Source organism: Frankia sp. AgB32 (genome assembly GCF_023243045.1).
GTDB lineage: Bacteria > Actinomycetota > Actinomycetes > Frankiales > Frankiaceae > Frankia.
Genome location: NZ_JALKFX010000117.1, coordinates 1 through 26,564, shown reverse-complemented (window position 1 = coordinate 26,564; position 26,564 = coordinate 1). Strand labels below are relative to the sequence as shown.

The following is a 26,564-nucleotide window of genomic DNA, read 5'->3' as shown; positions in this document are numbered from 1 at the left end:
TACCCAGGACACCCGCCCCCGCCACCTAAACCAACATCAACACTGGGCTACTGGAACCGTCACCCGTGAATGGACACCGCCTACCGCGTCAAAAAGCCCACAGACACCGGCACCAAACACGACCAACCACCGAAGATCATCCTCGCCCGTGCAGCTTAACTAAGCACCATTGGGCTATGACCGGCACTGGGCTGGTCGAACAGCTGCGAGGTTCTGCGGTCCGTGATCGCCGTTTAGTGTGCCGGTTCTCGTAGGTCGATCTGGGCTCCGATGCCGAGCGTGAGTGCGCGTCGGTACAGCAGGTCGGCGGCCACGAGGTCCTGGAGGCCGAAGCCCACCGAGTTGAAGATCGTGACCTGGTCGGCGGCGGCGCGGCCGGGCGCGGAGCCGGTGAGTACGGCGCCGAGAGCGACCAGATCGGCGGGGTTCAGGGTGCCGGCGTCTATGGCGTGCCGGATGTTTCCCGATTCCCGCAGGGCGAGTGGTAGGTGGTCGACGGTGACCAGGTCGGCGGCGGCCAGTGTGTGGGGGTCCAGTTCGCTGAATACCGGTCGTGGCGGCGATCCGACCGCGTTGAGGTGGATGCCGGGGCGGATGTGGCGGGCCAGCACGATGGGGCTGGTGGACGGGGTGAGCGTGCAGACGATGTCGGCCTGGGCGAATACGGCGGAAATCTCGTCGGCATGCTCGACCTTCAGGTCGAGCGAGGCGACGTCTGTGCGCAGTCGTTCGCGCGAGCCATGGGAACGCGACCAGACGACCACCTTTTCGATGTCGAGGGCCGTGTGGTGGGCGAGGACGTGCTCGGCGGCGAGTGCGCCCGCTCCGATCAGTCCGAGGACGGTCGATTCTTTGCGGGCGAGTGTTTCGGTGGCGAGGACGGTCGTCGCCGCGGTCCTCATCCTGGTGATCATTTTTCCGTCGATGAGGGCGAGGCATTCCGCGGAGTCGGTGGAGTAGAGCGAGATCGTCGATCGTTGGGCGGCGATGCCGTGGTTGCGGTTCAGGGGCAGGTCGGCGAGCATTTTGACGGCGTAGAGCCTGAGGTAGGGCGCGTAGGAGGCCATCGGGATGTAGGCCGGCCCGTCGGCGCTGTTGTCGTTCGCCGCGCGCATCGGGTCGGGTACGGGCTGGGTGGCGTCGCCCTGGTCGAGCGCGATGTAGGCGCGACGGAGCGCGTAGATCAGCGAGGGGTGGTCGAGCAGGCCGGCGCTGTCGGCGGCGGTCAGGATCAGTGTTGCCATGCGCTCGTCGATGTGAGTGCGGTCAGGGTCGGGGCGCGTCCTTCTTCGATGTGGGCGATGGTGAGTGCCTCGGCGAGCCGGTCGTTGCCGGAACGAACCGCCTCAAGGATCATTTCGTGTTCTTGGCCTTGGACCATGAGGTCACGTCCCGATGTCAGGTAGAACAGCCAGACGATGCGTCCGGCGACCGCGCGCATCAGCGATGTGATCAGCGCGTTGTGGGCCGCGGCGACGAGCGCGACGTGGATCGCTCCGTTGAGTTCTGCCTGGCGCAGCGCGTCGGTGGGTTTGAGGGTCTGCAGTTGCCGTTGTGCCTCGGCGACGGCGGCTTCGAGCTCGTCGAGAGTCCCGCCGGCTCGGACTCGTCGGGCGGCGGCGCCGGCGGCGACGACCTCAAGGCCGAGCCGCGCGTCGAACACGTCGCTGATGCTTTGTCGGGTCCAGGTCGTGACGACGGCTGAGCGGTGTGGGCTTGTCTCGATGAATCCGTCGTTGGCGAGCAGCGGCATGGCCTCGCGGATGGGCACGCGGGACACGTTCAGCTGTTCGGCGAGGTGCTGCTCGTAAAGGGGGCTGCCCTGGGGGTACTCGCCGAGAATGATCGATCTCCGTAGCGTCGCGTAGAGCTTGACGGACAGCGGCTGGTCGGACTTCGTCACAACTGGATCTCCTTTCTCGGTCACGGGAAGAAGACGGCGGTCTAGAAGAACTCGGTGGTGTCGACTCGCTGTGCCTGGTCCGGGGGAAGCAGTCGCAGCCAGCGGTGTGCGATCGTCTCGTGGGCGTTCGCCGAGACCGACCCGTGGACGCGCAGTCGTGCGATCCCGCCGTCGGGATAGACGTCGAGGCGGACGCGGGACACCTGCGAGCGGGATCGGATCCGGAATCGGTGCGCGGTGTCGGGCAGCAGTGCCGCGCGCTCGACGAGCGGTTCCCCGGTGTCGTCGTCCGACAGGGCGGCCCAGCCGGGCGCGCCGCCGATGAACGTCGAGGTGTCGATGACCACGTCGCGCAGGACGCCAGGCGCGGCCAGTTCGACGACCAGCCAGTCGTTGTCGGTGTCGCGCCGGCGCGCGGTTTCCCACCCGTCCGACATCACCGCCGCGCGCCCGGGGGCGAGCGCGTTGTTCGGTGACCCGAAGAAGGCGTCACTGCAGGCCACGATTCGGCCTCCTGCCAGCGTGGCGGCGAGGTCGACGTGGCCACTGAGCAGGCGCGGGTCCGCCACGACCTGTCCGTAGGCACGAAAGCGCGCGACGCCGCCGTCGGGATCGATGGTCAGCCGCAGGTGTGTCACGAGCTGGTCGGCAGGCCCGTCGACGAGAACGACGTTCGGTGCGTCGCCGGTGAGCGCGGTACTGGTGATGAGGGGTGTCCAGACGGCGGCGAGCAGGTCGTCCGTGTCGGGATAGCCCAGCAGGGTGGTCGCCTCGACGGAGGCTTTTGGCGGGTAGTTGCCGCGGAAGTATGCGGTGTTGATGTCGGTTCCGCGCACGATCGCGGGCGCCGCCAATCTGATGATCGCGAACTCGGCGCCGGGGGCGCGGCGTCGCCTCGTCTCCCAGCCGTCGTAGATTTTGCCACGTCGGCCGAACGCCGCCGGGTCGTGACGGGCCGGGAGCGGGTCGATCAGGGCGAGGCCGTCGCCGAAGAAGTCATCGCTGACGTAGCGCACGGAGCCACCGACGGCCCGACTCGCCAGATCGGGCATCGAGCGCAGTGCCGACTCCGGACTCATCGTCGTCTCCCTGGGTGCTGGGAGCCGGCGGCGGTCGTGCGTCGCACGATCGCTACCACGGGGCTGGCTCCGGGTGCGCCCTGATGCGAGTCGAGTTCCCCGCCGGAGACATAGTTGCGGGTGTGGCCGGTCACGCTCGCCGCGAGGGTCGCGGCCATGGTCTTGGCGACAGCCGGCGGGTCGTCGGCGTCCGCGAGCGCGGTCGTCTCGCCCAGGACGACGCTGTCCGCCGGCAGGACCATCTTGATCAGGACGTGCACGATGTCGCCGCGCTGGGCGGCCGACGGCGCGGCGTCGAACTCCAGACCGGCGCGGCGCAGCGCGCGATGGATGCCCTCGACATCGATCGGCGACCTGAGTTCATCGTGGCCGACGACCAGGTCGCTCGCGGCGTCGAGGGCGTTGCCCAACACCAGCACGTCGGCACCGGTCTTCTCGCCCGCCGAGGACGCGAGCGCCACGGCGGAGAACAGATCCCAGCGGTGCCGGATCACCCGCTCGCTCATCGCCTCGGCACGATCGACCTCGCCGAGCGCCACGGCGACGCCCAGCGCGGAGGCGTCGTTGGTGTACATGGTGCTGGCCGTGAGGTCGATGTCCGGATCGTCGGTGATCACCGATCGGCTGCGGGCGTGCGCGTCGCGGATTCTGGCTTCGGTCATCGCTGGGCCCTTGACCAGCACTGCGTGGACGTCGCTCGGGTCGGGGCTGCCGGCATCGAGCAACGCTGCCTCGACGGCGGTCGCGACGGCGTCGACCTGGGCGGGTCGTCCGAGGTCCTCCGGGGCGAGCGGCGGGGTCCGTGCCCAGCCGGCCACGAGGCTCTTGCCTTCGACGCCGGGTTCGACCGCGGCGACGTCGGGCGTCGTGGTGACGGGTTTCTTGATGAACAGTGCGATGTTCGGCGTCAACGGTCCGTACGAGCCACCCGAGAGCATGATCGGGATCTGTTTTTCGACGTCGTCGACGCGGAGGGCGAGGTGCGCGGCGAGCGTGGAGCGCAGCTGGCGCTCGACGCCGGCGCGTAGCGGGTCGTCGCCGGATCCTCGCCCGCCGGTCTTGCCGACGATCGCGATCAGCTCGCCTGGACCGACGGCGGATCGTGCCAGTGCCCGTTCGAGTTCGGGGACGTCGATGCTCGGGTCGAGCATCCTCAGGACTACGACTTCGCACTTCGACGTCACAGATGTCCTCTGGTCAGAAGGTTCTCTGGTCAGCAGCGCCGGTGATCAACACCGCTGTGGGTGGAGTCCCGCGCCGCGCCCGCGCGCGGGACTCCACCGGTCGGCCGGTCAGCCGGTCAGCCGGAGTGCGTGAACATCCAGTAGCGCAGTCCGATCTCGGGCTGGAAGGTCACGTTGGTGACGGACTTCGCGGTGACGACGGTCCGACCGGTCTGCACGATCGGCACGTAGGACGCGTCGTCCGCGACGAGGGTCTGGACCGCCGCGAAGGCGGCGTCACGCTTCGGGCCGGGCGGGGCCAGCGCGTTGTCCTTCAGGGCGGCGTCGACGGTCGGGTTCGAGAATCGCTGGAAGTTCAGGCCGCCCTTGGTGCCGGTCCAGAAGTTCACCGGCCCCTTGGGGTCGTCCAGGTAGACCGACAGGTTGGTCAGGACGATCCCGTCGTTGTCGGTGCCGACCGTGCCGGACGCCCGGTCCTGGATGTACTGGAACAGTGCGGATGAGGTCATCGGGGTGAGCTGGACGGTGATTCCCAGCTGACCCAGCGAGTCCTTGAGCAGCCGGGCGATGCTCTCGAACGTCGAGTCCTGGCTGCTGTAGCGCAGCGGAACGGTGAACGTCGGCGAGCCGGCCTGGCGCATCAGCGCCTTCGCGGTGTCCATCGACCCGTAGTGCTCCCAGGCCTTCGTGTACCCGGCGGCCTGCGGGTTGACGTAGGAGTAGGAACGTCCGACCTTTCCGTAGTAGACGTCACTGAGGATCTTGTCGTACGGGACTGCGTTGGCGATCGCCTGCCGCACCAGCTTGTCCTTCAGCGGACCCACGTCTTCGGCCATCTGGATGTACTGGAAGTCAGGCGTGCCCGCGTGACTCACCGTGAAGTTCGCGGCGAGGTCCTGGGCGTCCTTCGGCGAGATGCCGTACAGCGCGACGTTCACTGCTCCGCCCGTGAGCAGCGACGGGACGTTGCTGTTGTTGATGACGCGGATCGTGACGTTCTTGAACTCGGGCTCCCCGCTCCACAGGCCGGGGACCGCCTTCAGCTCGATCTGCTGACCTGGGGTGCGGTTGGCGAGGTAGTAGGGCCCGGTGCCGGCGACGTGGGTCTCGATCCACTTGGTGCCTTCCGGGTCCGCCGACGTGGCGTGCGCGAGGACTTCCTTCTTGTCCTCGATCCCGTAGAAGGGCATACGCAGCGTGGCGAGGTTGATCGTGCCCGCGGTCACCGGCGTGCCGGCCGAGTCGGTGTAGTCGATCCGGACCGTGTTCGGATCGACGACGACGATCTGCTTGGCGTCGAAGATGCCGCTGTTGTTCATCTCGATTGAGCCGTTGTGTTCCAAGGCTCGGTCAAGGCTGAACTTGACGTCATCGGCCGTCATTGGATTGCCGCTGGGGTAGAATTTGATGCCCCGACGAAGATGGAACGTGATCGACGGGCCGCTGAAAGTCCAGGACTCGGCCAGCTGCGGATCCGACGTCGTTCCCTGCCAGGTGTTCACCCCTGCGGCGTTCTTCGCGAAGTGGTAGCCGACCAGTGTCTGGTAGGTGTTCATCGCCAGCTCTTTGTCCTGGTCGACGATCTGGTTGGCGACGTCCACCGAGGTCACGTCGCTCGGCCAGGCCACAACGACGGTGTCCGCGCCGGGGCCGTTGCTTGACGCGGTGGTCCCGGAGGAACTGCACGCGGCGGCCGTGACCGCCACCGCGGTGGCGGTGACGACGGCCGCCGAGAATCTGCGGCGGCATCTGCTGGCGATAGGCATGGCAATGCTCCCATTCGGTGTTTTTCGTGCGCGTGTCGGCACTACTGCTGTTGGTGCTGGTGGTGGCGGCGGCGCTGCCGGTGGGGGACGATCAGCGGGCGGGTGCGCTGGGGACCGGTGCGCTGGCGATCGCCGCCGCGGAGACCGGGCAGGCGGCCATTCGGCCGCTGCCGATCGCCCCGATGTGGACAAGGTGCGGGCGCACCTCGAAACACGAGGGGATCGCCGAGGGGCATCGCCCCGCGAGCAGGCAGCCCGAGGGAAGATCCATCGCCGACGGGATCTCGCCGCGTAGCCGGTAGTCGTCCCGGGGTGCGCGGTACCGGGCGACCGGCGCCGCCGCGACGAGGGCGCGGGTATAGGGGTGGACGGGCCGCCGAAAGACCTCCTCGGTCGGCCCGGACTCGACGATGGTGCCGAGGTACATGACGAAGACCCGGTCGGCGATATGGCGTACCACCGGCAGGTCGTGGGAGATCAGCACGCAGGCGAGCCCGGTCTCCCGCTGGATCCGCCCGATCAGGTCCAGGACCTGCCCGCGGGTCGAGAGGTCGAGCGACGCCGTCGGCTCGTCGAGGACCAGGACCTTCGGCTCGACGGCGAGGGCACGGGCAAGGCCCACGCGTTGCCGCTGGCCGCCGCTGAGCTCGGCGGGACGGCGGGTGAGCAGTGACTCGTCCAGCTCGACCTGCCGCATGAGTTCGCGGACACGCGTGTCCCGCTGCCCCGGATCGCGGTCGGAGTACGCGCGCAGCGGTTCGTCGAGGATCGAACGGACCGTCCAGCGCGGGTTCAGCGAGCCGTTGGTGTCCTGGAACACCAGCTGGATGTCCTGGTAGACGCGGCGGCGTGCGGCGCCACGCAGTCCGGACACCTGCCGCCCGTCGAGGGACACGACGCCCGCGGTCGGTTCGAGCAACGAGACGAGGCAGCGCGCGAGGGTCGACTTCCCCGACCCGCTCTCGCCGACGAGCGCGACGCTCTCGCCGGCGTGCACCTCCAGGACGACGTTGTCGACGGCGGTCAGCTGCCGATTTCCGGCGACCTTGAAACGCATCGTCACGCCATCGACCCGCAGGATCGGCCCGCTGTTCGCCGCGCCCTCGACCTGACCGGCGCTGCCGGCGCCGGGGCTAGGCATGACCGCCCAGCTCGCTGGCCGCGAGGAGCTGGCGCGTGTACGGGTGACGGGGCGACTCGAACAGATCGCGCGCGTCCGCGCGTTCCACGACCCGACCGGACCTCATCACGACGACGTGGTCACAGTGCTGCCCGACGACGCCGAGATCGTGGGTGATCAGGCATACCGACAGGCCGTCCCGCTCGCTGAGCTCGACGATCAGGTCCATCACGTCGGCCTGGATGGTCGCGTCGAGGCCGGTGGTCGGCTCGTCGAGGAGCAGGAGGTTCGGCCGGCAGCTCAGCGCGAGCGCCAGGGCGACGCGTTGTGCCATCCCACCGGAGAACTGGTGCGGGTACTGCTTCATCCGCCGCTTGACGTCGGGGATGCGGACGCCGACCAGCGCCTCCTCCGCCGCCGCCCTCGCCGCGCTTCGACTCACCCCGGTGTGGCGTCGGATGGTCGCGGCGAGCTGGTAGCCGATCGAGAACGTCGGGTTCAGCGACGCTCGCGCGTCCTGGAAGACCATCGCGATCCGCGAGCCGCGGATCGCCTGATACTGCCGGTCGTCAAGGCCCGCCAGGTCCCGTCCCTCGAAACCGATCGAGCCACGCGTCCGCGTGAAACCCGCCGGCGCCAGCCCGATCACCGAGAGCGCGGTGATCGACTTCCCGCTGCCGGTCTCGCCGACGATCGCCGAGAGCCGACCTCGCGGAATCTGGAAGCTGACGTCGCGGAGCACCTGCGGGGACTCGCCGGTACGCCCGAAGCCCCCGGTCAGTCCGTCGACGACAAGGATCGGGTCCGGCTCGGTCGTTGCCTGCGGCGTCACCATTTCCGCCGCGCCTTCAGGTCGGACACGCCGTCGCCCAGCAGGAAGAGGGCCAGCGCGAGCAGCAGGATCGCGATGCCCGGGAAGAAGCTCACCCACCAGGCATTTATCTGGTTACGGCCCGAGGCGACCATCGATCCCCACTCCGGCGTGCCCGGCTCGATGCCCACGCCGACGAAACCCAGGCTGGACACCAGGATCGCGACCCAGGACGCGTTGATCGCGGTGAAGGAGATCACCGGCGCGAGGCTGTTCGGCAGCAGGTGGCGGAACAGGACACCACCCGGTCGATTACCCATCAGCCGCGCCGCGTCGGAGAACTCCAGCTCCTTCTTCGACATGATCTCCGCGCGGGCCAGCCGCAGATAGCCGGGTATTCCGAGCACGGCGACGACGATGACGACGTTCAGCAGGCCGCCGCCCAGCACGCTCGCCATGAGCATCGCGAGCAGCAGCGCCGGAAAGGACTGCAGGATCTCGCTCACCCGCATCGCGATCGCGTCGACGATCCCGCCGACGAAACCGGCGATCGCCCCGAGACTCGTCCCGACGACGAAGGCGACGGCGACGCCGATCAGCGTGATGCCGATGTCGGTGAGCCCGGCGGTGAACGTCCGGGAGAACACGTCGCTGCCGACCTGGTCCGTACCGAACAGGAAGGTCGAGCTCGGTGATTCGAACGGCGGCCCGACCCCCGTTCGAGTCGGTGAGTGCGGGGTCCGGATCCGGGCCGCGACCGACACGGTGACCAGCACCCCGGACAGGACGACACCGGCCTGCAGCGAGCGGGGAAGGCCACGCCAGCGAACACGTCCTCGGCGCGGGGACGCCGGTGATGCGACTGCTGCGTCGGCGATCGCCGTGGCGTTCGCGTCGGCCGTCTCCTTGGTCAGTGGGGTGGCTGTCACCGGCGCAACCTCGGGTCCGCGAAGGTGTACAGGATGTCGACGACGACATAGATCAGGACGTAGAGCACCGCGACGTACAGGACGAAGCCCTGCAACCCGGGAAAGTCCGACTGCTGGATCGCGGTGAGTGCGTACTGACCGATTCCGGGCCACCCGAAGACGCCTTCCACGAGCACGGCCCCGGACAGCGCGAACGCGACCGCGTTGGCGGTCATCGTGATGATCGGCAACAACGCGTTCCGCAGGGCGAAGATGAAATGGACGCGCGCCGGTGAGAAGCCCAGCGACCGGGCCGTGCGGACGTAGTCACTCGACAGCGCCTCGACCATCGCGGTTCTGGTCACCCGAGCGATCGGCGAGAAGACGCCAGCCCCGATGGTGGCCGCAGGCAGGATCAACTGGCGCAGGCTGTCGACGAACACCGACCACTGGCCGGTGAGCAGTGCATCCACCAGGTAGAGGTGCGTGATCGTCGGCGGCGGGTCCACCCCGACCGGAAGCCGACCGATCGGGGCCGGCAGCACGCCGAGCTGGACGAAGAAGACGGACAGCAGGCTCAGTCCGAGCCAGAACTGTGGCATCGCGAGGCCGGTGACGACGACGGCTCGCAAGCCGTGATCGATAACCGAGTCCGCGTGTATCGCCGCGAACACCCCGACCAGCACGCCGACGAGCGTGCCGACGACGAGCGCGAGCAGGCCAAGTTCGATCGTGGCGGGAAGCCGCTGCGAAAGGTCCTTCGTCACGGGAAGCCCGGTGCTGAACGACTCGCCGAGATCGCCGTGCGCGAGATTCCTGAGGAAATGGCCGTACTGCACCACGAGCGAGCTATCCAGCCCGAGCTCATGGCGGACAGCTGCCCGATGAGCCTGTGTCGCCTGCGGCGGCACCAGCAGCGTCGTCGGATCGGGCGCCACGACCCGCGACATCAGGAAGGTGAGCGTCACCACCCCCCACACGACGATCACGGCGCCGGCGAGCTTGCCGAGGATCCGCCGCGACCGAAGCCCACCACCGCGTCGGGTGGCCATGCCGGCGCCGCGGACAGGCAGCGACACCAAGGCGTCGCTAGTCATGACGCGCCCGCGTCAGCGTGGCCAGGTCAACCTCGTCGAAGCCCGCGCTGGTGCCGTCACTGACCAACGCGGCGAATCCGCCCGGCAATGCACCCGCGTCCACAGCCATGATCGTCACGCTGTACAGCCGTTGCGACGGCGAGGTGTTCACGATCCGGTGCACCGAACCAGGTGGCAGGATCAGCACGTCTCCCGGACCGACGTCCACGACGTGCTCGTCGCTGTAGGCCCGACCGACGCCCGAGAGAAACACGAAGATCTCGGTCGAGTCGGCGTGCGAGTTCGCCGGCTGACCGCCGCCAGGCTCCCAGATCTCGAAGAACACGCTCGTCGGCGAACCATCGGCCGGGCCAGCCGCCAACGCGAGCTTGAGCGGGTCACCCACAGAGATCATCTTTGGGTCGAGATCGGCCAGATGGCGCAACGTCGGCGCGGGCATCATGCGAACACGCCACTCTCGGTAGTCGGACTACCGAGAGGCGCCAAGGCCACGTGTATACCTGAGAGCGAGGGTTCGATGGACGCCGCGCGTTCTACCAGGGAGATCTTCTCCACGACGGGCTCCGTTCCGGGGGAGGTGTATACACCATGGCGGGCAGGCGTTGCCGCTGCGAGCCGATCCGGTTAAAGACATGTGTCCCGTCGTTTCGTGGCGTGACCGACTCCCGGAGGCCCACGCCGCCACCGAGCCAGCCACTCGAGCCGGCGCCGGAGCGCAGATCGTGAGCACGTTCAGAGGGCCGCCGGCCTCATGCCCACGATCAGGTCAGTGGAGCCGCCCCAGCGCTACCCACGTGACGGTGGGTGTTTCCAAGCCAGATCAGACCGACCGAGCAACGCATCCCTGCGTCGTTTCCACCGACGTCGGCGCCATGGGGATCCAGTCCGAACGAACGTCGGTGTGAGCGCGCGTACGAAACCGTTCTCGACCGGCCCCTTCGTGATCCGCGGCGGGCAGGCGCGTACGGTGGGCAACCATTGCTGGTCGAAGGAGATAATCGCCGGCGCGGCGGGGGCGGTTTCGGGAAGCGTCGGAAAGACGGTGGCCGCGTGGAGCCGGAAGTTCTCGTAACCGCCGTCCTCCATGAGCACCACAACGAGGCGCCCAGGATCGACAATCTGTCGGGAACACACGATCTCCCACCGGAGTCCGGCGTCCTCGTTGGAGCCTGGCGCCGGCGCCAGGACGACGAGCTGGGCGGATTTCATCAGATCAGCGACCGCCTCCTGCCAGACCGATCCCGCCACGTGGATGCGGTGGGCGCCGAAGTAATAGCTGTGGTCGTTCGGGTCGCCAGGTCCTATGACCGGCCCCACGAGGGAGAACGCGAGGAAGATCTGCTCCTCGTGGGTGACCGGTACAGCTCTCCCGCGCCAGTCCCCGTCCTTGGCCCGGACGAGATCCAGAGCTCGGCGGGTGCTGTCGGCGCGAAAGGGACGCAGGTAGAGGACCGGGTCCCGGGTGTCCCTGATGGCGCCGGCCAGCCGGCGGACGTCATCGACAGACCGCGCGACCTCGGCCGGGACAATGGTGGGTCTCTCGAGAGCCTCGTACTTCCGTATCGCACGGCGGCAGTGCAGGGCGAACCCTGACACCAGGCCGATAGTGCACATGCACTGGTTCACTGTGAGTACGGCCATGGGTGGGTACAGCACACGCTCAAGGAGCTCAACAGCAACGATGGAGAGTACGATTCGCTGCCACAGCAGCTCCCGCCGCGCACGGCGTAGCTCGCGCCGGTTGACTGCTCGCCAGTCCGCCGCCTCCCTTTCCCCCGCTGAACTCATTTCCATCCCCCGCAGGCCACCTGTGAACGCTCCAATGGTGATCTGATCGCCGACGCGGAGGGTACCCGCGCAGCGCCGCCTATCCGGTTCGCCGAGAGCGCGTCTCCCGCCCTCCTACGAGTGCCGCGCGGGTCCGGGCAGCTGCTTCAGGGTGGGGAGACATGGCGGAAGGCGTCGCGGACCAGGGTGCGCATCAGCGCCGACGGCATCTCGCGTGCCTGGCCGGTGACGGACTCCAGCCGGTAGGTGGTGGTGCCTTTCAGCTCGCCATCGGGGCCGAACGGCTCCGCTACGACCTCGAGGTCGACGAGCGCGTCGTCGGGCAGTTGCGCCAGCGTGTCGGGCTCGTCCGGCAGGGGTTTGCCGTCGACGCTCAACCGGTAGTGGAAGCGGAAACCGAAATGGCCATCGGGCCCGATCTGCTCGTCGGGCAGCGAGAGTTCGGTGCGCACGCACCGAACAAGCTGCCAGACGGTCAGCACCGGGGGCACGGCGAGCACGATCGCGAATCTCAGGGCGCGGTTGCGCACTCGGATGGTGCGGGTCGCCGTGGGCAGCCCGGTGCCGCCGGCGGCACCCATGCCGCCGAGGCCGGTCGTCATCGCGGTGTCGGTCCGGCGGGGCGGCGGGACGGCCGCGGCAGGCGGCGACCAGCTGCCCCGCCCGATGGCGGCCAGCTCGCGGGCCACGTCATCCCAGCGACCGTGGGTCGCGTCCAGACTCCGGTAGGACGCCAGCAGCGGCGGCGGCGGGCTGTCGTCGAGCCGGACGACGAGCAGCGACAGTGTGCGCTCCGCCAGCTCGCGGGCCAGCGCCGCGGTCCACTCGGCCCGAGCCACGCCGGAATCGAGGGCCGCTGCCGCAGACCACAGCAGCGCATAGCAGTCAAACCGGCTCAGCGCATCGTCGATCCACAGCACCCAGTTGGCCCCGGGCGGGACCTGCTGGTTCTGCCGGGCGTCGATGCCCTGTCGCCGAAGCTGTGTCGCCAGGTAGTCGCCGACGTCCTGATCCGCGGCGACACAGCTGAGGTACACCAGTGGTTCCCTGGCGGACGCGTCCGGCATCCGATCATCATCCCCGTTCGCTTCGGGCACCGAGACCGGCGCCGCTCGTGGCACGGCGGAGCCGGCGCCGGACAGGGCCGGCAGCCGTCTGCCAGCCGGCGTCGCCGTACAGGGTCCAGCACGCCCAGCGGGCGGGATGATCGGGCGCGGCCACCTCGTCCCACCCGCGGCGCACCGCGTCCGCCGGCGCACCGGTGTGGATCTCCCGCTGGGCCTGGTGCAGCGCGAGGTCGCGGGGCAGGTGGCGCAGGTGGTGGCGGAAGCGGTCGAGTACCGCGGCAGCGACCGGGTCGGCCGCCACCCACCGGGCGGCCACCACCGCGGCGGCACCGGCGTGCAGGCCGGCCCGCACGAAGCCGGTCCGTTCGTCCCGGCCGATCCGGGTGGCCATGCCGGACTCGCAGGCGCCGAGCATCAGCGTCCCGCAGCCGCCGAGATCCATCGCCTGCAACTGCTCGGGCAGCAACCGGCCGGCCGGGCCGGCGGGGGCCAGTTGTAGCCAGGCGTGCTGCGGGTCGTACCCGCCGTGGCAGTCGAGGCGGACCTGTCGGTGTCGGCGCTCGCCGAGTGCCGCGCGCAGCCGGTCCGGCGTCGCCTGGTCGCCCCCGAGTACGCCGCCGGGACGCCCGCGGGCCGGTGTGATCCCCTCGGCCGGCGGGCTGACCAGCAGGTGCCGCTCGCCGCGCACCGCCTGCGAACGCCGGGCGAGCGGTCGGCGCGCGGACAGGCAGGGCAGCTCGGAGAGCGCGACCCGCAGCCCCAGCGGGAGCGTCGGGCCGGGGCGGGCGTCGACGGGCCGGGACCAGCCGGACGTGGGCAGTGCCGCGAAGGGAACGTCGGCGAGGATGCCGCCGGGGACGAGCGCGAGCCGGCGCAGGCGCGGCGGCAGCTGCCGCAGGACGTCGGCGAGGCCGATCAGCTCGGCGATCCGCGTGGCGGCGGCGTCGAACGCGTCCCGTCCGACCGGCGATTCCAGCATCTCCTCGCTCCAGCAGCCGGCCAGCTCGTCGACGGCCTCGGCCAGCTCGTCGCGTCGGCAGTCGACGCCGACGTGGAACAGCTGGTCCCGGCCGAGCACGGCGTGGTGCAGCCGGAAGGGCGTGGCATGCGTCAGCCAGACCGCCTGGTCGCGGGGCAGCTGGTTCGCGGTCGCCCGGAGCCAGGTCCAGGCGGCCGCGTCGTCGTCGGGGGTGGGGAGCTGGCGCAGCCGGCCGTCCTCGGCAGGCAGGATCCGGCCGAGGATCGCGGCGCCACGCGCGGCCTCCATGGCGACGACGAGCGAGGCCACCGCAGCGACCCCCGGCTCGCCCGGCCCGCCGCGCCGGGTGGCCCGCTCGGCGGCGAGACGGATGCGTTCGTCGTGCTCGTCGGCCACGGACTGCAGCATGCCGATCCGCACCGTGTCGCTGATCTGCCGGCCGGCGATCTGTTCCTCGAGGTCGTGGGCATCCGCCCAGCAGCGGACCGCCTCGTCATGCTCGGCCAACCTGTGCCGCGCCTCGCCCAGCAGCCGCAGCGCGCGGGCCCTGACCCCGGCGAGCCAGGGCCGCTGCGCGTGCCGCACCGCCTGCCCGAACTCCTCGGCGGCGGCGCGGGCATGCTGCGGCTGCCGGTTCTGCTGGCACCTGGCCAGCTGCAGCTCGCCGGCGGTCAGGTGCCACAGGGCGAGGTCCCGCTCCGCGGCCGCCCGCAGCGCCTCGGCGCCGGACCCGCCAGGCGGGTCGGCTGGGGCGGGCGGCCCACCCAGGCGGGCGAGCTCGGCCTCGGCCACGTCCAGGCGCTGCTCGGCGATCAGTGCCTGGACGTGCCGTACCGCGTGGTCGAACGCCGCCATGACGGCTGGCTGCGGCCCGGTGACCGTTCCGGCCGGTCGGCCCGCGGGTGCGAGGTCCTCGGGGGCGCTCGCGTACGCACGCGCGATCCACCGGGCCGCCTCGGCCGGATCCGACCACCGGGCCGCCGCCTTGTCCAGCTCGGGGCGCAGCGCCTGGGCGGCCTTGTCCCAGCGCACCGCGAACAGCAGGGTGGCGAGTTCGACGAGCGCCGGCAGCCGCAGCGCCTCGTCGAGGTCCGGGTTGGTGGTGAGGTCCAGCATCACCCTGGCGGCGGCCTCGTAGCGCAACTGGCGGCGCAGGGCGAGCGCCAGCCGGAACTGGCCGGCGACGGTGTCCGGGCGCGGGCCGGCGAGGACGTCCGCGATCCGCGTCTCGACTCCGGCGCGCACCGCGAGCAGCGCCCGGTCCCGCTCGATGATCGAGATGGTGGGATCGCCGGCCGCGAGCAGGGCCCGTTCGGCTTCGGCGAGCAGGCGGACGGCGGTGGCGCGGTCGCCGGCGTCCGCTGCGGCCAGCGCCTCCAGCCGCAGCAGCCGGCCGTGGGCCGCCGCGGACAGCGGCCCACGGCACCCGGCCGGCGACGTGCGCACGGCCGCCGCGTCGGCACCAGCCCCGCGCAGGTCACCGGCCGCGCCGCGCAACTGTGCCCGTTCCAGCAGCAGCTGGCGGGGGTCGGCGCCGGTGGCGCCGGCCTGGGTGAGGTAGTGCCCGGCGTGCCGCAGGCCCCGGGCGAGCGCGCCGGCCTGCCGCAGCGCGGCGAGATGATCGGCGGCGAGCAGCGCCCACAGGTCGACCTCGCCGACGGCGGCGACGTCCGCACCGGGCGCCGCTGCCAGGTCGACAGCCGCCAGGTAGGCGGCGTCGATCTGGGTCGCGTTACCCCGGCGCAGGGCGGCGGCGCCGGCTTCGACCGCCCGGCCGAGCGGTGTCTGCGGCGAGATCCTCAGCTCGGCGGTCATCGACGGTCATGCTCGGGAGGCCCACCCGTGCTCCGCAGGGCCACCGGCTCACGGCGGCTCAACCGGTTCACGTCGGGTCGCAGTCGCCAGCGTGCGGGCCGGTGGCCGGGCAGACCAGCAGCACCGTGCCACCGGGCCGAGCGGCCGATCCGGTGATCGCCGGGGTCGGTCCGAGCGTCGGGACCGGCCCGGGCGGGGCGGTCGGCGTCGGCGTCTGCTGCGCGGTGCGCGGCGTGACGACGGTCCGCGTCCACTCGGCGCCGTGATGCAGCAGGACGTCGGGGTGGGCGGCATGGGCGGCATGGGCGGCTGTGGCAATCACGGTCGTCGTCGCGACCGCCGTGTTCACCTGCACTCGCAGCTCCTGCGGCTGGCTGTCGGCGATGAACAGGCCGTCCCGCACGGTGACCGACGAGCGCAGGGCCTCGTTGAGGTAGACGACCGGCCCCTCCGGGTCGGCGAGCGCCTCGCCGAGGGTGATGCCGCGGCGGCCCGAGCCGGCGAGCACCGCCAGCGGACCGGTGTCGACCTGGACGAGGGTGTCGCCGTCCAGCCGCAGAGTCGGGGTTCCGTGCCGTGGGTCGGCCGCGACGGCACGGCGCACCCGGGCGGCCCGGGGATCGTCGGCGCCAAGCAGCCGAATCTCGTGCTCGTCGACGAGGGCGACCTGGCCGTCCGGCAGCACGACCCCGCGCCAGAGGCCGTCGTGCGCCGCCGCCGCCTCGGCCATCGCGTGGATGGCCAGGCCGAGGTGGGCCAGCAGCGCCGCGCCCTCGACACTGCCGTCGGGCCCGAAGGTCCTGTCGTCGGCCGGCACCCACGCCTCGTCGCGGCCCGACCCGGTGTCGACCAGGACGACCTTGGTGGTGTGACCGTCCGGCCCGGTCACCGTGATGGTCCGGTCCTGCTTCGGCGGCGCGGGGCCGAAGGTGGACGAGGCGCCGTCGCTGTCCGAGGCGGGCTTCGTGCCCCACCAGCCGTCATCGCCGCCGGGTGGCTTCGGGGGTCCGGTGAGGGTCGCCTCGGCGAACGCCGTCTCCGGGTAGGTCACGTCGCCGCGGGTCGTGGAGCTGGGCCCGCCGATGCGGAACGCCATGTCCGCGCCCGGCGGGCGGGTGCCGGCGCCGAAGGTCAGCCAGGGCTCGCCCGGGCCGCCCACCTTGGCGAACAGTGTGCCGGCGGAATCCCGAAAGGTGGTCAACGTGGCGTCGGGCCCGGGGTTGGGCGGCGCCGGCCCGGACTTCGCGTTCCAGCGGTCCTGCACCGACTGCAGCACCCGGCGGGCCATGTCGACCACGCCCGGCTGCCACTGGATGGACACGACGTCGGCGGTGGACCGGGCGTCGAGCGTGCCAAGATCGTGGCCCTGGTAGGCGACGCGCTGGGAGACCCGCCCGCCGCCGGCGGTCACGGTGCTGGCCAGCGTCCGGTCCGCAGTACCGGAACGCCAGATCCGCACCCCGCCGAACGGGATGACCTTGCGGGGCGAGGCGTCCGTCCGGATCTCGGTCTGGTCACCATGCGTGGTGAACGTGCGGGTGATCTTCTCGCTGACCTCGACCGTGCGGCCGTCGCGCTGCTGGGTACCGACGCTGACGTCGGTGATGTGGCCGTTGCCGTCCGAGTCGACCTTCGAACCCGGATCGCGCAGTCCGGCGCGGCGCAGCGGCGCCGGCAGATCAGCATGGTAGTTCGCGCTGCCGATGCGCTCGTCGAGGTCGCCGAGCGAGACGCCGCCTTGGATCCACACCTGGTTGCAGGAGCTGTAGGTCTTCGTCGGGGTCGGGACCAGGGCCTGCGCCCCGCCGGTCGACCCCGGGGTGAGGAACGGGATCGGTGCCCGCTCGCGCAGCTCGCTGTGCGTTCGGTACCAGTCCGGGAAGGTCGGGCTGGCCGAGCGGGTCTGGTCGGCGGGCAGGGCGGGCAGCGAGCCACCCCGGTTGCGCAGCCATTCCAGCGCGCCACTCCACCGCATGATCTGTTCGAGCCGGGCGTACTGCGGCTCGTAGTCCGCGATCGCCTGGTAGTGCTGGTCCCAGAAGCGCAGGCCGCGACCGAAGGCGTAACTCGGCTCGACCTCGCTGCCGTTCTCACCGTCGGAGCGCGCGAACAGCCTGGTGGCCTGGGCACCGAGATCGATCCGGTCGCCGGAGCCGGCGAAGGCCGCGTCGTTCTGCCCGAACCACAGCCGACCGCTCTCCGCGGCCGAGGCCGTCGTCGGCTCGCACTCACTCCACGGAATCGACGCCTGGTTGTCCGGAACGAACCCGCCGACCGCCGCGGATGGTACGCCGCTGCCGGTGCCGACCACCCAGTTCTTGGCGACGTAGTCGGTGTAGAACAGCGTCATCCCGACGTCCGTGCCCGCGAGTCCACCGTCATAGCGCGCCTGGCTGTAGACGGGCTTTCCCTCGACCAGCTGCTGCACCGACCACAGCTGGGTTCGGTCGCTCGGCAGGCCTTCGCTCGTCAGGTCCGCGCTCGAGCGCGTGCCCTGAAAGAGCGCCGCGTCGAGCTCACCGTTGATGCGCTGCCGCGTGGCCGGATCGTCGATGATTTTCGCGGCGAGATCGCGGTTCAGGTCGGGGATCGCCGCGTGCAGCGCGTCGAGGTCCTGGGGGTCCGATTTCGGCAGGGACTGTGGCGGGTCCAGCGAGAAGCCGGGCGGCTGATTCCCACCGGTGACCGGGTAGGCCCGCTGCAGCACGGCGACGTCCGCCGCCATCACCGGCGCCTGCGGCAGGTCCGGCCAGTGCCAGCCGCTCGCCCAGACCTGCGAGCCCCGCCGGGTGAGCTGGGAGAGGTCCTGGGTCGCGGTGAGGAAGTCGGCCAGTGCGCCCGGGCTGTCGACGCGAACAGTGCGATAGCCATAGGTGGATCGCACGTCGTCCGTCGGGCGCGGCGGGCCGTCGGTCATCTCGATCGCGTCCAGCTCCGGTCGCAGCCGGTAGCGGTCGACCGCTACCCGGGCCGGGTCCGCACCGTGGTCCGTGCGGTACTGGTCGAGCAGCAGGCCGACGGTGCGCGCCTCATGTGGATCATCCGTCGGCACCAGGACGTGCACGATTCCCTGGCCATCGGTCAGCAACCGGCCCGGGCCGATCCGCGTGCGGGCGAGGTCCGCCAGGCCGGGATCCCGGACCGGCAGCGTGTCGTAGGCCGTGTGGACGAACGTCGCCGTGTCCAGGTTCAGATGTGCGGCCAGTCCGGTCAGCGCCCAGTCCCGCAGCTGCTCGTCGGAGTCGGCGCGGTCGAGCCCGTCGAGCCGGTCGGCCGCACCGGCGTAGGAGACGTCGTAGTTCGCCGGCACCGCAGCCGCCGCGGGCGGCGTCGCGTGGTGACTGCAGGCCGCCAGTGGCAGGGTCAGCGCGACGACGCAGCCGAGAGCCGCCACCAACCTCGGCCAGGCCGCCCCACCCGTTCGGCCAGGCCGGCCCTCAGCCGGGAACGCACCCACAGCACCCGGCCGGATTTTCCGGCCCAGGCCACATATCCGCACACCGACCCCCGCACCTGTTCCCGGTTGGTTTCCCGGCCCTGCCGATCTGCTCGCCGACAGGCACCCGAGCCTGCGCGCCCGGCCACCAGATTTCCGGCAAGGTCGGCAGTCGGGGCACGGTGCCACTATTCGACAGTCGACCGGGCCGAATCCGTGCCCAGATACGAAGCACACAGTCACCGGAGCCGGGCACCGCGAGAATAGTCCGTACGCGTGGAGTTCACGTCGCCAAAATACGGGTTCGGAGTGTAACCACTTTCACTGCCGTGTTGACCGGGACACCCTTGCCAGCCACGTTCCCGTGGGAATCAAGGTCCCGCGATGACCGGTCCGGACACTGCCTTCCGAACGGCGGGCCGGCCGGACCCGCGCCGGACCGACTGCCACTCCTGTCACCATTTAGCAGAATAGTGCCAATGGCGAGTTCTCCCACCGCGGCAGGCTGGGGCGGAACGCGATCGCGATCGCGACCTCGTCGCGCACGTCCGGCCCCAGCGGGAAACAGTCGTCAGGTCGTCGGCCGGTCAGCTTCCGGCGATCGCGGTTCGACCATCTGGTTGTCCGGGGTGAGGCGGCGGGTGTCGCCGGCGAGCAGGTCGCGGATCTCCTCCAGCAGGCGGGCCTCGTCGCTGATGGCCGGGGCGGTCTCCGGTTCCGGATGTCCGCGGCGGCGCAGCTCGTTGGCCTTCGCGATCGGTAGCACGATCACGAAATAGACCGCTGTCGCGACGATGAGGAACGTGACAAGGGCGTTCAGGAACAGGCCGTACCTGAACTGGCTGCCGTTGATCGTGAACATGAGGCCGGCGAAGTCCGGCTTACCACCGATCGCGGCGATCAGCGGGGTCAGGATGTTGGCCACCAGCGCGTTGACGACCGCGGTGAAGGCCGTGCCGATCACGACTGCGACCGCGAGGTCCACGATGTTGCCCCGCATCAGGAACTGCTTGAAGCCCGTGAGGCCGGGCCGGATCAGCTTGGTCGTCGGTTCGACGACGTCACGACTGCGGGTGACAAGTCTTCTCCAGCCGAGCACCGGACCCTCCTCGAGGTCGCCAAGCGCCCCAGGCGGCGCTGAGCGCGGTCATGTCCAGAGCAGAGCGATTTATTCAACCGCGGCGCCTAACCGCTCACCAGATCCGTTCCTTCGCGAGACCTGACCGCGGAGCGGGCTGCCAGCTCGTCGCGGAGTCCTGTCAGGCGGGCGATCTCGGCGTCCAGGGCGTCGAGGCGGCGTTCGACGACGCCGCTCGTCGAGCTGCACACCCCGCGGGGGTCGCCGTAGCGCGGCAGGGTGTCACCTTCCAGGAGGTGCAGGCGGTCCGCGCAGGCGCCGACGTCCTCGACGGTCAGGCCGAGCGCGAGCAGCTCCCGGATGATCCGTATCCGGTTGACGTCGGCCGTGTCGTACTCCCGCTGACCGGACACGGTGCGCCGCGGCGGCGCCAACAGCCCGCGCTGCTCGTAGAAACGCAGGGCCCGTGGGGTGGTGGCCGCTGCCGCGGCGGCTTCGCCGATCTTCATCTACAACTCCACGATGACCGTTCCGAGGTGCCGTCCCTCAATGGTCTCCGACAATGCACGCGCCGCGTTCTCGATTCCCGCGACGCGGACCTGGGGAAGGGTGATCTCGCCCTGGCGGAGCCAGCCGCCGAACCTGTCGATCCAGTCCGTGACCGCAGTGTTGTCGAGACCACTGAGAGTGACATGTCGCAGGATCACCTGGTACGTGTCCAGCTCGACAGGTGCAATGGTGCCCGACCCGTCCGGAGCCAGCTGGCCGTCCAACGCACCCACCAGGACGAAACGAGCTCCCGAACGGGCCACCGCGAGGGCCGCGCGGAGCTGCTCGCCGCCGACGTTGTCGACCATGACGTCGATGCCGTCCGGGGCGACCCTGGCGAGCTGCTCGGGAAGCGGTTCGCCGCCGCGCAGGACGGCGGCGTCGTAGCCGAGCTCGCCGACCAGCCGGCGTGCCTTCGCCGGGGATCCCGTGCTGCCGATGACCCGGCCAGCCCCGAGCAGACGGGCGATCTGCCCGACCAACGAACCGACCGCGCCCGCTCCCCCGGACACGAAGACCGTCTCGCCCGCCTTCAGTTCGCTCTGCAGAAGCGCCGAGTAGGCCGTCCGGCCCTGCGTCAGATGCGCGCGCGGATCCGGCAGGACGTCGCCCAGCGGCTGGCACTGCGCGACCGGAACGACGGCGTACTCACGCCAGCCCAGCCAGTGCGAGACCAGCTCGCCCGACCGCAGGCCAGCCCCGGCGGGCGCCGAGACGACCTCCCCGATGGCCGCGCCGAACAGCGCGTCACCGGGATGGATCGGCGGGAACGGCGCGCCCTCGACGCCCCCACCGAGCAGCGTTCGGAGCGCGGCGAACACGTGGAAGTACCGGTTGCGGACAAGGGCCTCCCCCGCACCGGGAGTGGGTATCGGCACCTCGACGACCTCGAAGTCCGCCGGCTGTGGCAGGCCGACGGGCACGGTGGCGAGACGCACCTCGCGTGAACGTGACATGGGCGGGACCGTAGCCCCTGACCCGCACGTCAGGGTCAAGCCGGCCGCCGGTCAGGAGGTGCCGACCAGGAAGCCGTAGGTGGTGCCACTGACCAGCCAGCGACCCCGACCCGGACGGCATTTCCGGACTCCGGGATCGTATGACCCCAGCGGGCCCCGAAGGTGGGGTCGTGATGAGTGATGACCATGTCGACACTGGCACTGTCACTGCCCAGCAGGGTGATTTTCTTGATATTCACTCCAAGATTTCCGATGACGCCTGGATAGCGCGCGACAAACCGCTGCGTGATGGTGCGATACACCTGACCGTTCTGGACATAGGCCAGACCGTCGTCGGCCGCGTGCCGGCCACCGGTCAGCAGATTGGCCGTCCGCATGAGCCGGTCGGCCGAGGCGGTGACGAAATCCTCGAACGTGTCGTGGGATTTCACGTCCATCGAGTGCCCCAATCGATGGGCCCGCGCTGCCCGTATCCCCTGTGTACACGACGAGGCGGCGGCCCGCCGCGACGCGAACCGCCGCCTCATGAGGCGCGCTGAGCCGGTTGTCGGCTGACTGTGCTGACCGCCAGCGGACTAGGCGGAGCCCACTCCGAGTGCGCCGGCCAGCTCCAGCGTGCTGCGGTAGGTCTCCTCCGAGACCTTCCACCCGCCCTGGGTGAAGACCGCCTGGCCGGTGGTACCGATGGATCCGGGCTGACCCTGATAGGTGTAGGCGATGGTGAACGAGACCGAGGCGCGGCCATTCGCCCAGACATAGACCTGGTTGACGGTGATCCTCGCGGTCAGACTCGGATAGTCGGCGCGGAACTTCGTCAGCAGGCTGACGAGGCTCCGGCCGTTCTCCACGTGGGCCAGCGGCACCTGCGGCGGAGCGCTGGTGGTGTTCAGACCGCCCACGAAGGCGGCCCGGATCAGTGGCTGCGACACCGTCTGCCAGGCCGTCGGCCTCGGCTCCGGGCCGACGGTGAGCGACGTGGCGACGCGCAGCAGGTCGGCCTGCCGCAGCGGGGTTGCCGGGACGCTTCCGGTTCCGCCCTTGACACCGGCCACCGTCAGCACGACCGCCGGGTCACCCTCGACCCAGGTCAGCTCGCGGAGCCCCATGTTGTCAGCGCCCAACGTGACGGCCTCGGTGCCCCGCAGGGCGATGCGGCCGAGCTGGGAAGCGGGATAGGACTGCGCGTAGGCGTCCGCCACATCCTGGAGTGTCGCGTCGGGAGTGCTCCGCTGGACGGTCAGCCGGACGGTGGTGTCACCGCCCTGGAAGGTGCCGACGATGACCGGCTGTCCGATCCGGGAGGTCTGCTCCACCTCGGTGAGGGTGACGCCGCCGGGCAGCCAGCCGACCGACACCCCGTCGACGCTCGGCGCCGGCTTCCCGCCGCCACCACCTGCCCCCGGACCAGCCGCCGCAGCCGGACCAGCCGCCGCAGCCGGACCAGCAATGGCCACCGTCACCAGGCCGACCAGAGCGAGACCGCCCACCCTGCCCAGGGCAGCCGATAGTCGCCGCGCGGCGGAACGCCGCCGACGGCCACCCGATTCTCCCTGGTCAGCCCCCTGATTCACGTCGTCATTCAGCGGCCCGGCCGGCCCTGACCGGATAGGGGATGTGCCATCCAGGTGCTCCACCATGAACGCCTCCTGTTCTTGCGGGTGACCATCGCGGCTCACGCACCGGGATGATCCAGCCGCCGTCCGACTGTTTCCACATGCTATAGAGCGGGGGCAGCACATTCAGGTTGACGCGTTCAACCAAACCTTTCCCAACGCGCGACGCCAATACGCAACAGATTAGCAACCGACCGAACCGTTCCGTGTTACCAGCAGCTCGGTCGCAAAACGAGATAGGGTGCGCCGCGCGACATCTCAGCACCCGGTCCAACGGTCCGGGCCGACGACCTGACTGCCAGACCACCACTACCAGACCGCCAGCCTGGCCTTTTATCTCGGAAGACCCGAGAACCGATCCTCCGGCAGCGCGCACGCGACAGGCGGTGCCGCAGGCGCATCGTCCGTGGGCGGCCCGGTGGCAACGCTAACCGCGCCATCCGACGAATGCCCCCGTGGGAGGTCCGTGAAGATGGGTGTAGCCCCATGAATGTAGGCGACGCTCCGCCTCCGAACGACCGGAAATCCTCGGCCTTGGCGGGTACACTGCCGTTCCCTTGTCCGCCGGACGTGCCCGTAACCCAGACCCAGACCCAGTCTCTGTCCGCGGGCACGGGTCACCCGGACGACCGGACGTCGGCCACGCTCTTCACCGGTCGTCGAACGATCGCGCTGCTGGTCACGGGAGCATGCGCGGCCGGCGCGGTGGGCGCCGTCGGCCTCCGCATCGACCTGGCCGTTTACCGAATGGGTGGGGACGCGCTGCTGCACGGCCGTCCCCTTTACGGCGAGGTGATGCCGCGGACCGGCCTGCCGTTCACCTACCCGCCGTTCGCGGCTTTCCTGTTCGCCCCGATCGCGGCGCTGCCGCAGTGGACGGCGCAGGCGTTGTGGGGCGGACTGTTGTTCGTCTGCCTGGCATTCTTCGTCCGCGAGCTGGCCGATGCTGCCGGCCTGCCCGGTCGACCTCTCATGGCCGCCACGGCGGGCCGGCCGTTCGCCGCCGGCGGCCTGCTCGTCGGGACCGCCGCCGTGGTGCTGGCCTGCGAGCCCGTTCGGCAGAACTTCGGGTTCGGCCAGGTGAACCTCCCGCTGGCCCTGATGGTGCTGCTCGACCTGCGTGGCCGCAGTGGCCGGCTGCCGTCCGGCGTGCTCCTCGGCCTCGCCGGAGCGATCAAGCTCACCCCGATGATCTTCCTTCCCTATCTTCTGCTCGTAGGTCGCTGGCGGGCCGCCGCCGTCGCCTCGGCCACCTTCCTCGGCTGCGGAGCGCTTTCCGCCTTACCCACGGCGACCGACTCGCACCTCTTCTGGACGAAGCTGGTCGTTGATCCGTCGTACATCGGCGGCACGCCGTACGCCGCGAACCAGTCGCTGTGCGGCGTGCTCACCCGGATCGCCGGGCATGCGATCTACGACGAGAGCTGGTACCGCGCGGTGATCCTGGCCGTCGCCGCGGCCGGTCTGATACTGGCGGCGCTGGTGACCCGCCGTGGCGACGCGCTGCTCGGTTGGACGGTCTGCGGCCTCACCGGACTGCTCGTGTCGCCGGTCTCCTGGACCCACCACTGGCTGTGGGCGCTCGCCGCAGTGGCGTGGCTGGCGGCCCCCGGCCGGATTGATGGTCACACCCCGAGCCCTGCCAGCGCGTCGTCGCCGGCGCGCCGGGCCCTGCTCGCGGCAGCCGTGGGAACCGTCCTGTTACTCGTCTCGCCGGTGTGGTGGGTGCCGAACACCCGCAATCGGGAATACACCTGGTCGGGCTGGCAACTGGTCGCCGGCAACTCCTACTTTCTCGCCGCCGCCGCGTTCCTGCTGGCCATCGGCGTCAAAGCGGCCATCGGCCCGAGCACGTCCGACGGTCGGCGAACCAGTCCGCGTGGCCGGCGGCCGCCCTCCTGATCTCCGGCGCCGGCCTGTCGACGTCCCGGGGCTACCTGGCCTTCACGGCCATACGGATCACGTGTACTGCCGTACGGCGGCGGCGAGGCGAGAGAGGAACGAGCGGCCGAAGACCGTCGACCCGGCGACCGCGATCACGGCGAAGTAGGCACGCAGCCGCCACAGTTCGCGCCGGCCAGGGAAGCCCGCATCAACCCGGGACGATCTCCGCGTACGCGCGGAACAGCTCCGGGCCGACCGTGGAGGCTGGGCGTCGCCGTGCGGCAGCGCCGGCGCGGGGTCCGGCCCGCACAGCGCAGGAAGTCGCGCCAGCACCCGTTCCGTGCCGCGTGCCAGCTCGGCCGGCAGCTGACCTGAGTCGACCGCGTGCCGCAACTGCGGCAGCACCGCCGCTCGGCGTAGAAGTCGGCCAATGCCGGGAGCCGACCGGCTGGTTGCTCTGGCGCAGCGGCCCGAAGAACCCGTCGAACTCCCGCAGTCCGAACGTCTCGCCCCGCGCCTGGTGCAGCCCCGCGAGAGCGCGCCCGATCGCGGCGCAATCGTCAGGCCCGCGGGAATCCGCGGCCTGCCCGGAGGCGGCCCCCCGTTCCGGCAGCGCCACCGACAGCAACAGGGTCCCCTCGCCCGCGGCGACGACTCCGCCAGGATCGAGATGTTCGCCGCCTATGTTTCCGGCAGGAGGCAGGCGCTGGTCGACCGGGAGCTCTATCGGGGTCGGCGCCGTACACCGAAGCCGTTCTCCCACCCACCATGATCACCTGATGGTCGGACCGGCGCCGCAGCCACCAGGCCCGCACACGCCACTACCACTACCGGACCCGGATCGACGCCGCCCAAGGCATCGCCAGACAGGCAACTACCGCTCGGTGATCCTCCGGCGGCCACAGGATTGGATCGGTAGGAAGCGATATTCAAAGGTGAACTCCCAGATTTCGGCATACCCAGTATTTAGGTCCACCTGGAACCGGGATTGATATTCCTGCGCATATTTGTCTTTTGTGTGTTCAGTAAAACATCGAAGAGCCGGTGAGGGGACTCGAACCCCTAGCCGCTCGATTACAAGTCGAGTGCGCTACCAATTGCGCCACACCGGCCAGCGTACCGACGATACCTGATCACGGGCGCTGCCTGGTCGAGGTGGGGGTGCGGCTCGGTGGGCGGGGTGGCGTGGGGATGGTGCGGAGGCGTGCGGACCTGCGGTGATCGATGGAGGGGTCGGCTGTGCCCGGGACGCGAGTGCCTCGTGTTCGACGGGATGTCGGCGCTGGCGCGTGGGGAGTTGTCCTGTGGGGTGGGGCTCCTGGCTCGGCTGGTTGGTGGACGTCTGCGCCCACGATGTGCCCACGGGCACTGTTGCATCGGCGAAGTCCGCCATCACGCGGCTGCCGATCAGTCATGATCGAACGATGCGTCGACGTCGTGTCCATCCACCGGCCCCGACATCGGAGTTCGCCGGGTTCCGGCTCCCACCCGAGGTGATCGTGCTGGCGGTCCGCTGGTACTTACGGTTCGC

22 protein-coding genes, 1 tRNA gene and 1 pseudogene are annotated in these 26,564 nt (G+C 70.3%); 3 read left to right on the top strand and 21 right to left on the bottom strand.

Annotated features, from left to right (window positions below):
* Window positions 1–233: 233 nt before the first annotated feature.
* The 19 genes from MXD60_RS25165 to MXD60_RS25075 form a co-directional block, all read right to left on the bottom strand.
* Window positions 234–1,244, bottom strand: coding sequence for an ornithine cyclodeaminase family protein (locus MXD60_RS25165; protein ID WP_248821943.1), 1,011 nt, complete (start codon window positions 1,242–1,244; stop codon window positions 234–236).
* Window positions 1,232–1,903 carry a GntR family transcriptional regulator gene (locus MXD60_RS25160; RefSeq protein WP_248821941.1) on the bottom strand — a complete coding sequence of 224 codons (672 nt, stop codon included), beginning with the start codon at window positions 1,901–1,903 and terminating at the stop codon, window positions 1,232–1,234. The genes MXD60_RS25165 and MXD60_RS25160 overlap by 13 nt, the downstream gene beginning before the upstream one ends.
* 41 nt (window positions 1,904–1,944) lie before the next feature.
* Window positions 1,945–2,982: a hypothetical protein gene (locus MXD60_RS25155; protein ID WP_248821939.1), complete on the bottom strand. Its 1,038-nt coding sequence runs from the start codon at window positions 2,980–2,982 to the stop codon at window positions 1,945–1,947.
* Window positions 2,979–4,166, bottom strand: a complete 1,188-nt coding sequence (locus MXD60_RS25150; RefSeq protein ID WP_248821937.1) for a ring-opening amidohydrolase — start codon at window positions 4,164–4,166, stop codon at window positions 2,979–2,981. Before MXD60_RS25150 ends, MXD60_RS25155 begins: the two co-directional genes overlap by 4 nt.
* A 116-nt stretch (window positions 4,167–4,282) precedes the next feature.
* Window positions 4,283–5,932 carry an ABC transporter substrate-binding protein gene (locus MXD60_RS25145; RefSeq protein ID WP_248821935.1) on the bottom strand — a complete coding sequence of 550 codons (1,650 nt, stop codon included), beginning with the start codon at window positions 5,930–5,932 and terminating at the stop codon, window positions 4,283–4,285.
* A gap of 91 nt (window positions 5,933–6,023) precedes the next feature.
* Window positions 6,024–7,073, bottom strand: coding sequence for an oligopeptide/dipeptide ABC transporter ATP-binding protein (locus MXD60_RS25140; RefSeq protein WP_248821934.1), 1,050 nt, complete (start codon window positions 7,071–7,073; stop codon window positions 6,024–6,026).
* Entirely contained in the window at window positions 7,066–7,887 is an 822-nt protein-coding gene (locus MXD60_RS25135; RefSeq protein WP_248821931.1) for an ABC transporter ATP-binding protein, read from the bottom strand. Before MXD60_RS25135 ends, MXD60_RS25140 begins: the two co-directional genes overlap by 8 nt.
* Window positions 7,881–8,792 (bottom strand): ABC transporter permease, encoded by a 912-nt coding sequence (locus tag MXD60_RS29550; RefSeq protein ID WP_248821930.1) that lies wholly within the window; start codon window positions 8,790–8,792, stop codon window positions 7,881–7,883. Before MXD60_RS29550 ends, MXD60_RS25135 begins: the two co-directional genes overlap by 7 nt.
* Window positions 8,789–9,868: an ABC transporter permease gene (locus tag MXD60_RS25125; RefSeq protein ID WP_248821928.1), complete on the bottom strand. Its 1,080-nt coding sequence runs from the start codon at window positions 9,866–9,868 to the stop codon at window positions 8,789–8,791. Before MXD60_RS25125 ends, MXD60_RS29550 begins: the two co-directional genes overlap by 4 nt.
* On the bottom strand, window positions 9,861–10,262 hold the full coding sequence (locus MXD60_RS25120; protein ID WP_248821944.1) for a cupin domain-containing protein: 402 nt from the start codon (window positions 10,260–10,262) through the stop codon (window positions 9,861–9,863). Before MXD60_RS25120 ends, MXD60_RS25125 begins: the two co-directional genes overlap by 8 nt.
* Before the next feature lie 392 nt (window positions 10,263–10,654).
* Window positions 10,655–11,656 carry a hypothetical protein gene (locus MXD60_RS25115; RefSeq protein ID WP_248821926.1) on the bottom strand — a complete coding sequence of 334 codons (1,002 nt, stop codon included), beginning with the start codon at window positions 11,654–11,656 and terminating at the stop codon, window positions 10,655–10,657.
* A 146-nt stretch (window positions 11,657–11,802) separates the two neighbouring features.
* Complete coding sequence (locus tag MXD60_RS25110) at window positions 11,803–12,723, bottom strand: toll/interleukin-1 receptor domain-containing protein (RefSeq protein WP_248821924.1); 921 nt, start codon at window positions 12,721–12,723, stop codon at window positions 11,803–11,805.
* 7 nt (window positions 12,724–12,730) lie between these two features.
* Window positions 12,731–15,517: a CHAT domain-containing protein gene (locus tag MXD60_RS25105; RefSeq protein WP_248821922.1), complete on the bottom strand. Its 2,787-nt coding sequence runs from the start codon at window positions 15,515–15,517 to the stop codon at window positions 12,731–12,733.
* 67 nt (window positions 15,518–15,584) lie between these two features.
* A complete protein-coding gene (locus MXD60_RS25100; RefSeq protein ID WP_248821920.1) occupies window positions 15,585–18,911 on the bottom strand; it encodes a hypothetical protein in 3,327 nt (1,108 codons plus the stop codon).
* Between the two features lie 613 nt (window positions 18,912–19,524).
* A complete protein-coding gene (mscL, locus tag MXD60_RS25095) occupies window positions 19,525–20,052 on the bottom strand; it encodes a large conductance mechanosensitive channel protein MscL (RefSeq protein ID WP_248821918.1) in 528 nt (175 codons plus the stop codon).
* Between the two features lie 86 nt (window positions 20,053–20,138).
* The gene (locus MXD60_RS25090) at window positions 20,139–20,540 is read right to left on the bottom strand and encodes a MerR family transcriptional regulator (protein WP_248821916.1); all 402 of its coding nucleotides are present in this window, start codon (window positions 20,538–20,540) and stop codon (window positions 20,139–20,141) included.
* On the bottom strand, window positions 20,541–21,536 hold the full coding sequence (locus MXD60_RS25085) for an MDR family NADP-dependent oxidoreductase (protein ID WP_248821914.1): 996 nt from the start codon (window positions 21,534–21,536) through the stop codon (window positions 20,541–20,543).
* Between the two features lie 35 nt (window positions 21,537–21,571).
* The gene (locus MXD60_RS25080; RefSeq protein ID WP_248821912.1) at window positions 21,572–21,973 is read right to left on the bottom strand and encodes a hypothetical protein; all 402 of its coding nucleotides are present in this window, start codon (window positions 21,971–21,973) and stop codon (window positions 21,572–21,574) included.
* A 138-nt stretch (window positions 21,974–22,111) separates the two neighbouring features.
* Window positions 22,112–23,023: an MTB12 C-terminal domain-containing protein gene (locus tag MXD60_RS25075; protein ID WP_248821910.1), complete on the bottom strand. Its 912-nt coding sequence runs from the start codon at window positions 23,021–23,023 to the stop codon at window positions 22,112–22,114.
* Between the two features lie 696 nt (window positions 23,024–23,719).
* On the opposite strand from MXD60_RS25075, the gene MXD60_RS25070 reads away from it, so the two are divergent.
* Window positions 23,720–25,051 (top strand): glycosyltransferase 87 family protein, encoded by a 1,332-nt coding sequence (locus MXD60_RS25070; protein WP_248821908.1) that lies wholly within the window; start codon window positions 23,720–23,722, stop codon window positions 25,049–25,051.
* A 57-nt stretch (window positions 25,052–25,108) separates the two neighbouring features.
* On the opposite strand, the gene MXD60_RS25065 is transcribed toward MXD60_RS25070, so the two are convergent.
* Entirely contained in the window at window positions 25,109–25,438 is a 330-nt protein-coding gene (locus tag MXD60_RS25065; RefSeq protein WP_248821906.1) for a hypothetical protein, read from the bottom strand.
* Between the two features lie 25 nt (window positions 25,439–25,463).
* Here MXD60_RS25065 and MXD60_RS25060 point away from each other — a divergent pair, with 25 nt between their 5' ends.
* Window positions 25,464–25,805, top strand: coding sequence for a hypothetical protein (locus MXD60_RS25060; protein WP_248821904.1), 342 nt, complete (start codon window positions 25,464–25,466; stop codon window positions 25,803–25,805).
* 267 nt (window positions 25,806–26,072) lie between these two features.
* Here MXD60_RS25060 and MXD60_RS25055 read toward each other — a convergent pair.
* Window positions 26,073–26,145, bottom strand: a tRNA-Thr gene (locus MXD60_RS25055).
* Between the two features lie 312 nt (window positions 26,146–26,457).
* Between MXD60_RS25055 and MXD60_RS25050 the strand changes: the two are divergent.
* Window positions 26,458–26,564, top strand: a pseudogene (locus MXD60_RS25050) (IS6 family transposase); the annotation flags it as partial.

Coding starts and splice junctions, on each gene's coding strand:
- MXD60_RS25165 (WP_248821943.1), bottom strand. CDS start 1,244: ATGGCAACACTGATCCTGACCGCCGCCGACAGCGCCGGCCTGCTCGAC.
- MXD60_RS25155 (WP_248821939.1), bottom strand. CDS start 2,982: ATGAGTCCGGAGTCGGCACTGCGCTCGATGCCCGATCTGGCGAGTCGG.
- MXD60_RS25145 (WP_248821935.1), bottom strand. CDS start 5,932: ATGCCTATCGCCAGCAGATGCCGCCGCAGATTCTCGGCGGCCGTCGTC.
- MXD60_RS25140 (WP_248821934.1), bottom strand. CDS start 7,073: ATGCCTAGCCCCGGCGCCGGCAGCGCCGGTCAGGTCGAGGGCGCGGCG.
- MXD60_RS25135 (WP_248821931.1), bottom strand. CDS start 7,887: ATGGTGACGCCGCAGGCAACGACCGAGCCGGACCCGATCCTTGTCGTC.
- MXD60_RS25125 (WP_248821928.1), bottom strand. CDS start 9,868: ATGACTAGCGACGCCTTGGTGTCGCTGCCTGTCCGCGGCGCCGGCATG.
- MXD60_RS25120 (WP_248821944.1), bottom strand. CDS start 10,262: ATGATCTCTGTGGGTGACCCGCTCAAGCTCGCGTTGGCGGCTGGCCCG.
- MXD60_RS25115 (WP_248821926.1), bottom strand. CDS start 11,656: ATGAGTTCAGCGGGGGAAAGGGAGGCGGCGGACTGGCGAGCAGTCAAC.
- MXD60_RS25110 (WP_248821924.1), bottom strand. CDS start 12,723: ATGCCGGACGCGTCCGCCAGGGAACCACTGGTGTACCTCAGCTGTGTC.
- MXD60_RS25105 (WP_248821922.1), bottom strand. CDS start 15,517: ATGACCGCCGAGCTGAGGATCTCGCCGCAGACACCGCTCGGCCGGGCG.
- MXD60_RS25090 (WP_248821916.1), bottom strand. CDS start 20,540: ATGAAGATCGGCGAAGCCGCCGCGGCAGCGGCCACCACCCCACGGGCC.
- MXD60_RS25085 (WP_248821914.1), bottom strand. CDS start 21,536: ATGTCACGTTCACGCGAGGTGCGTCTCGCCACCGTGCCCGTCGGCCTG.
- MXD60_RS25080 (WP_248821912.1), bottom strand. CDS start 21,973: ATGGACGTGAAATCCCACGACACGTTCGAGGATTTCGTCACCGCCTCG.
- MXD60_RS25060 (WP_248821904.1), top strand. CDS start 25,464: ATGCCGGGAGCCGACCGGCTGGTTGCTCTGGCGCAGCGGCCCGAAGAA.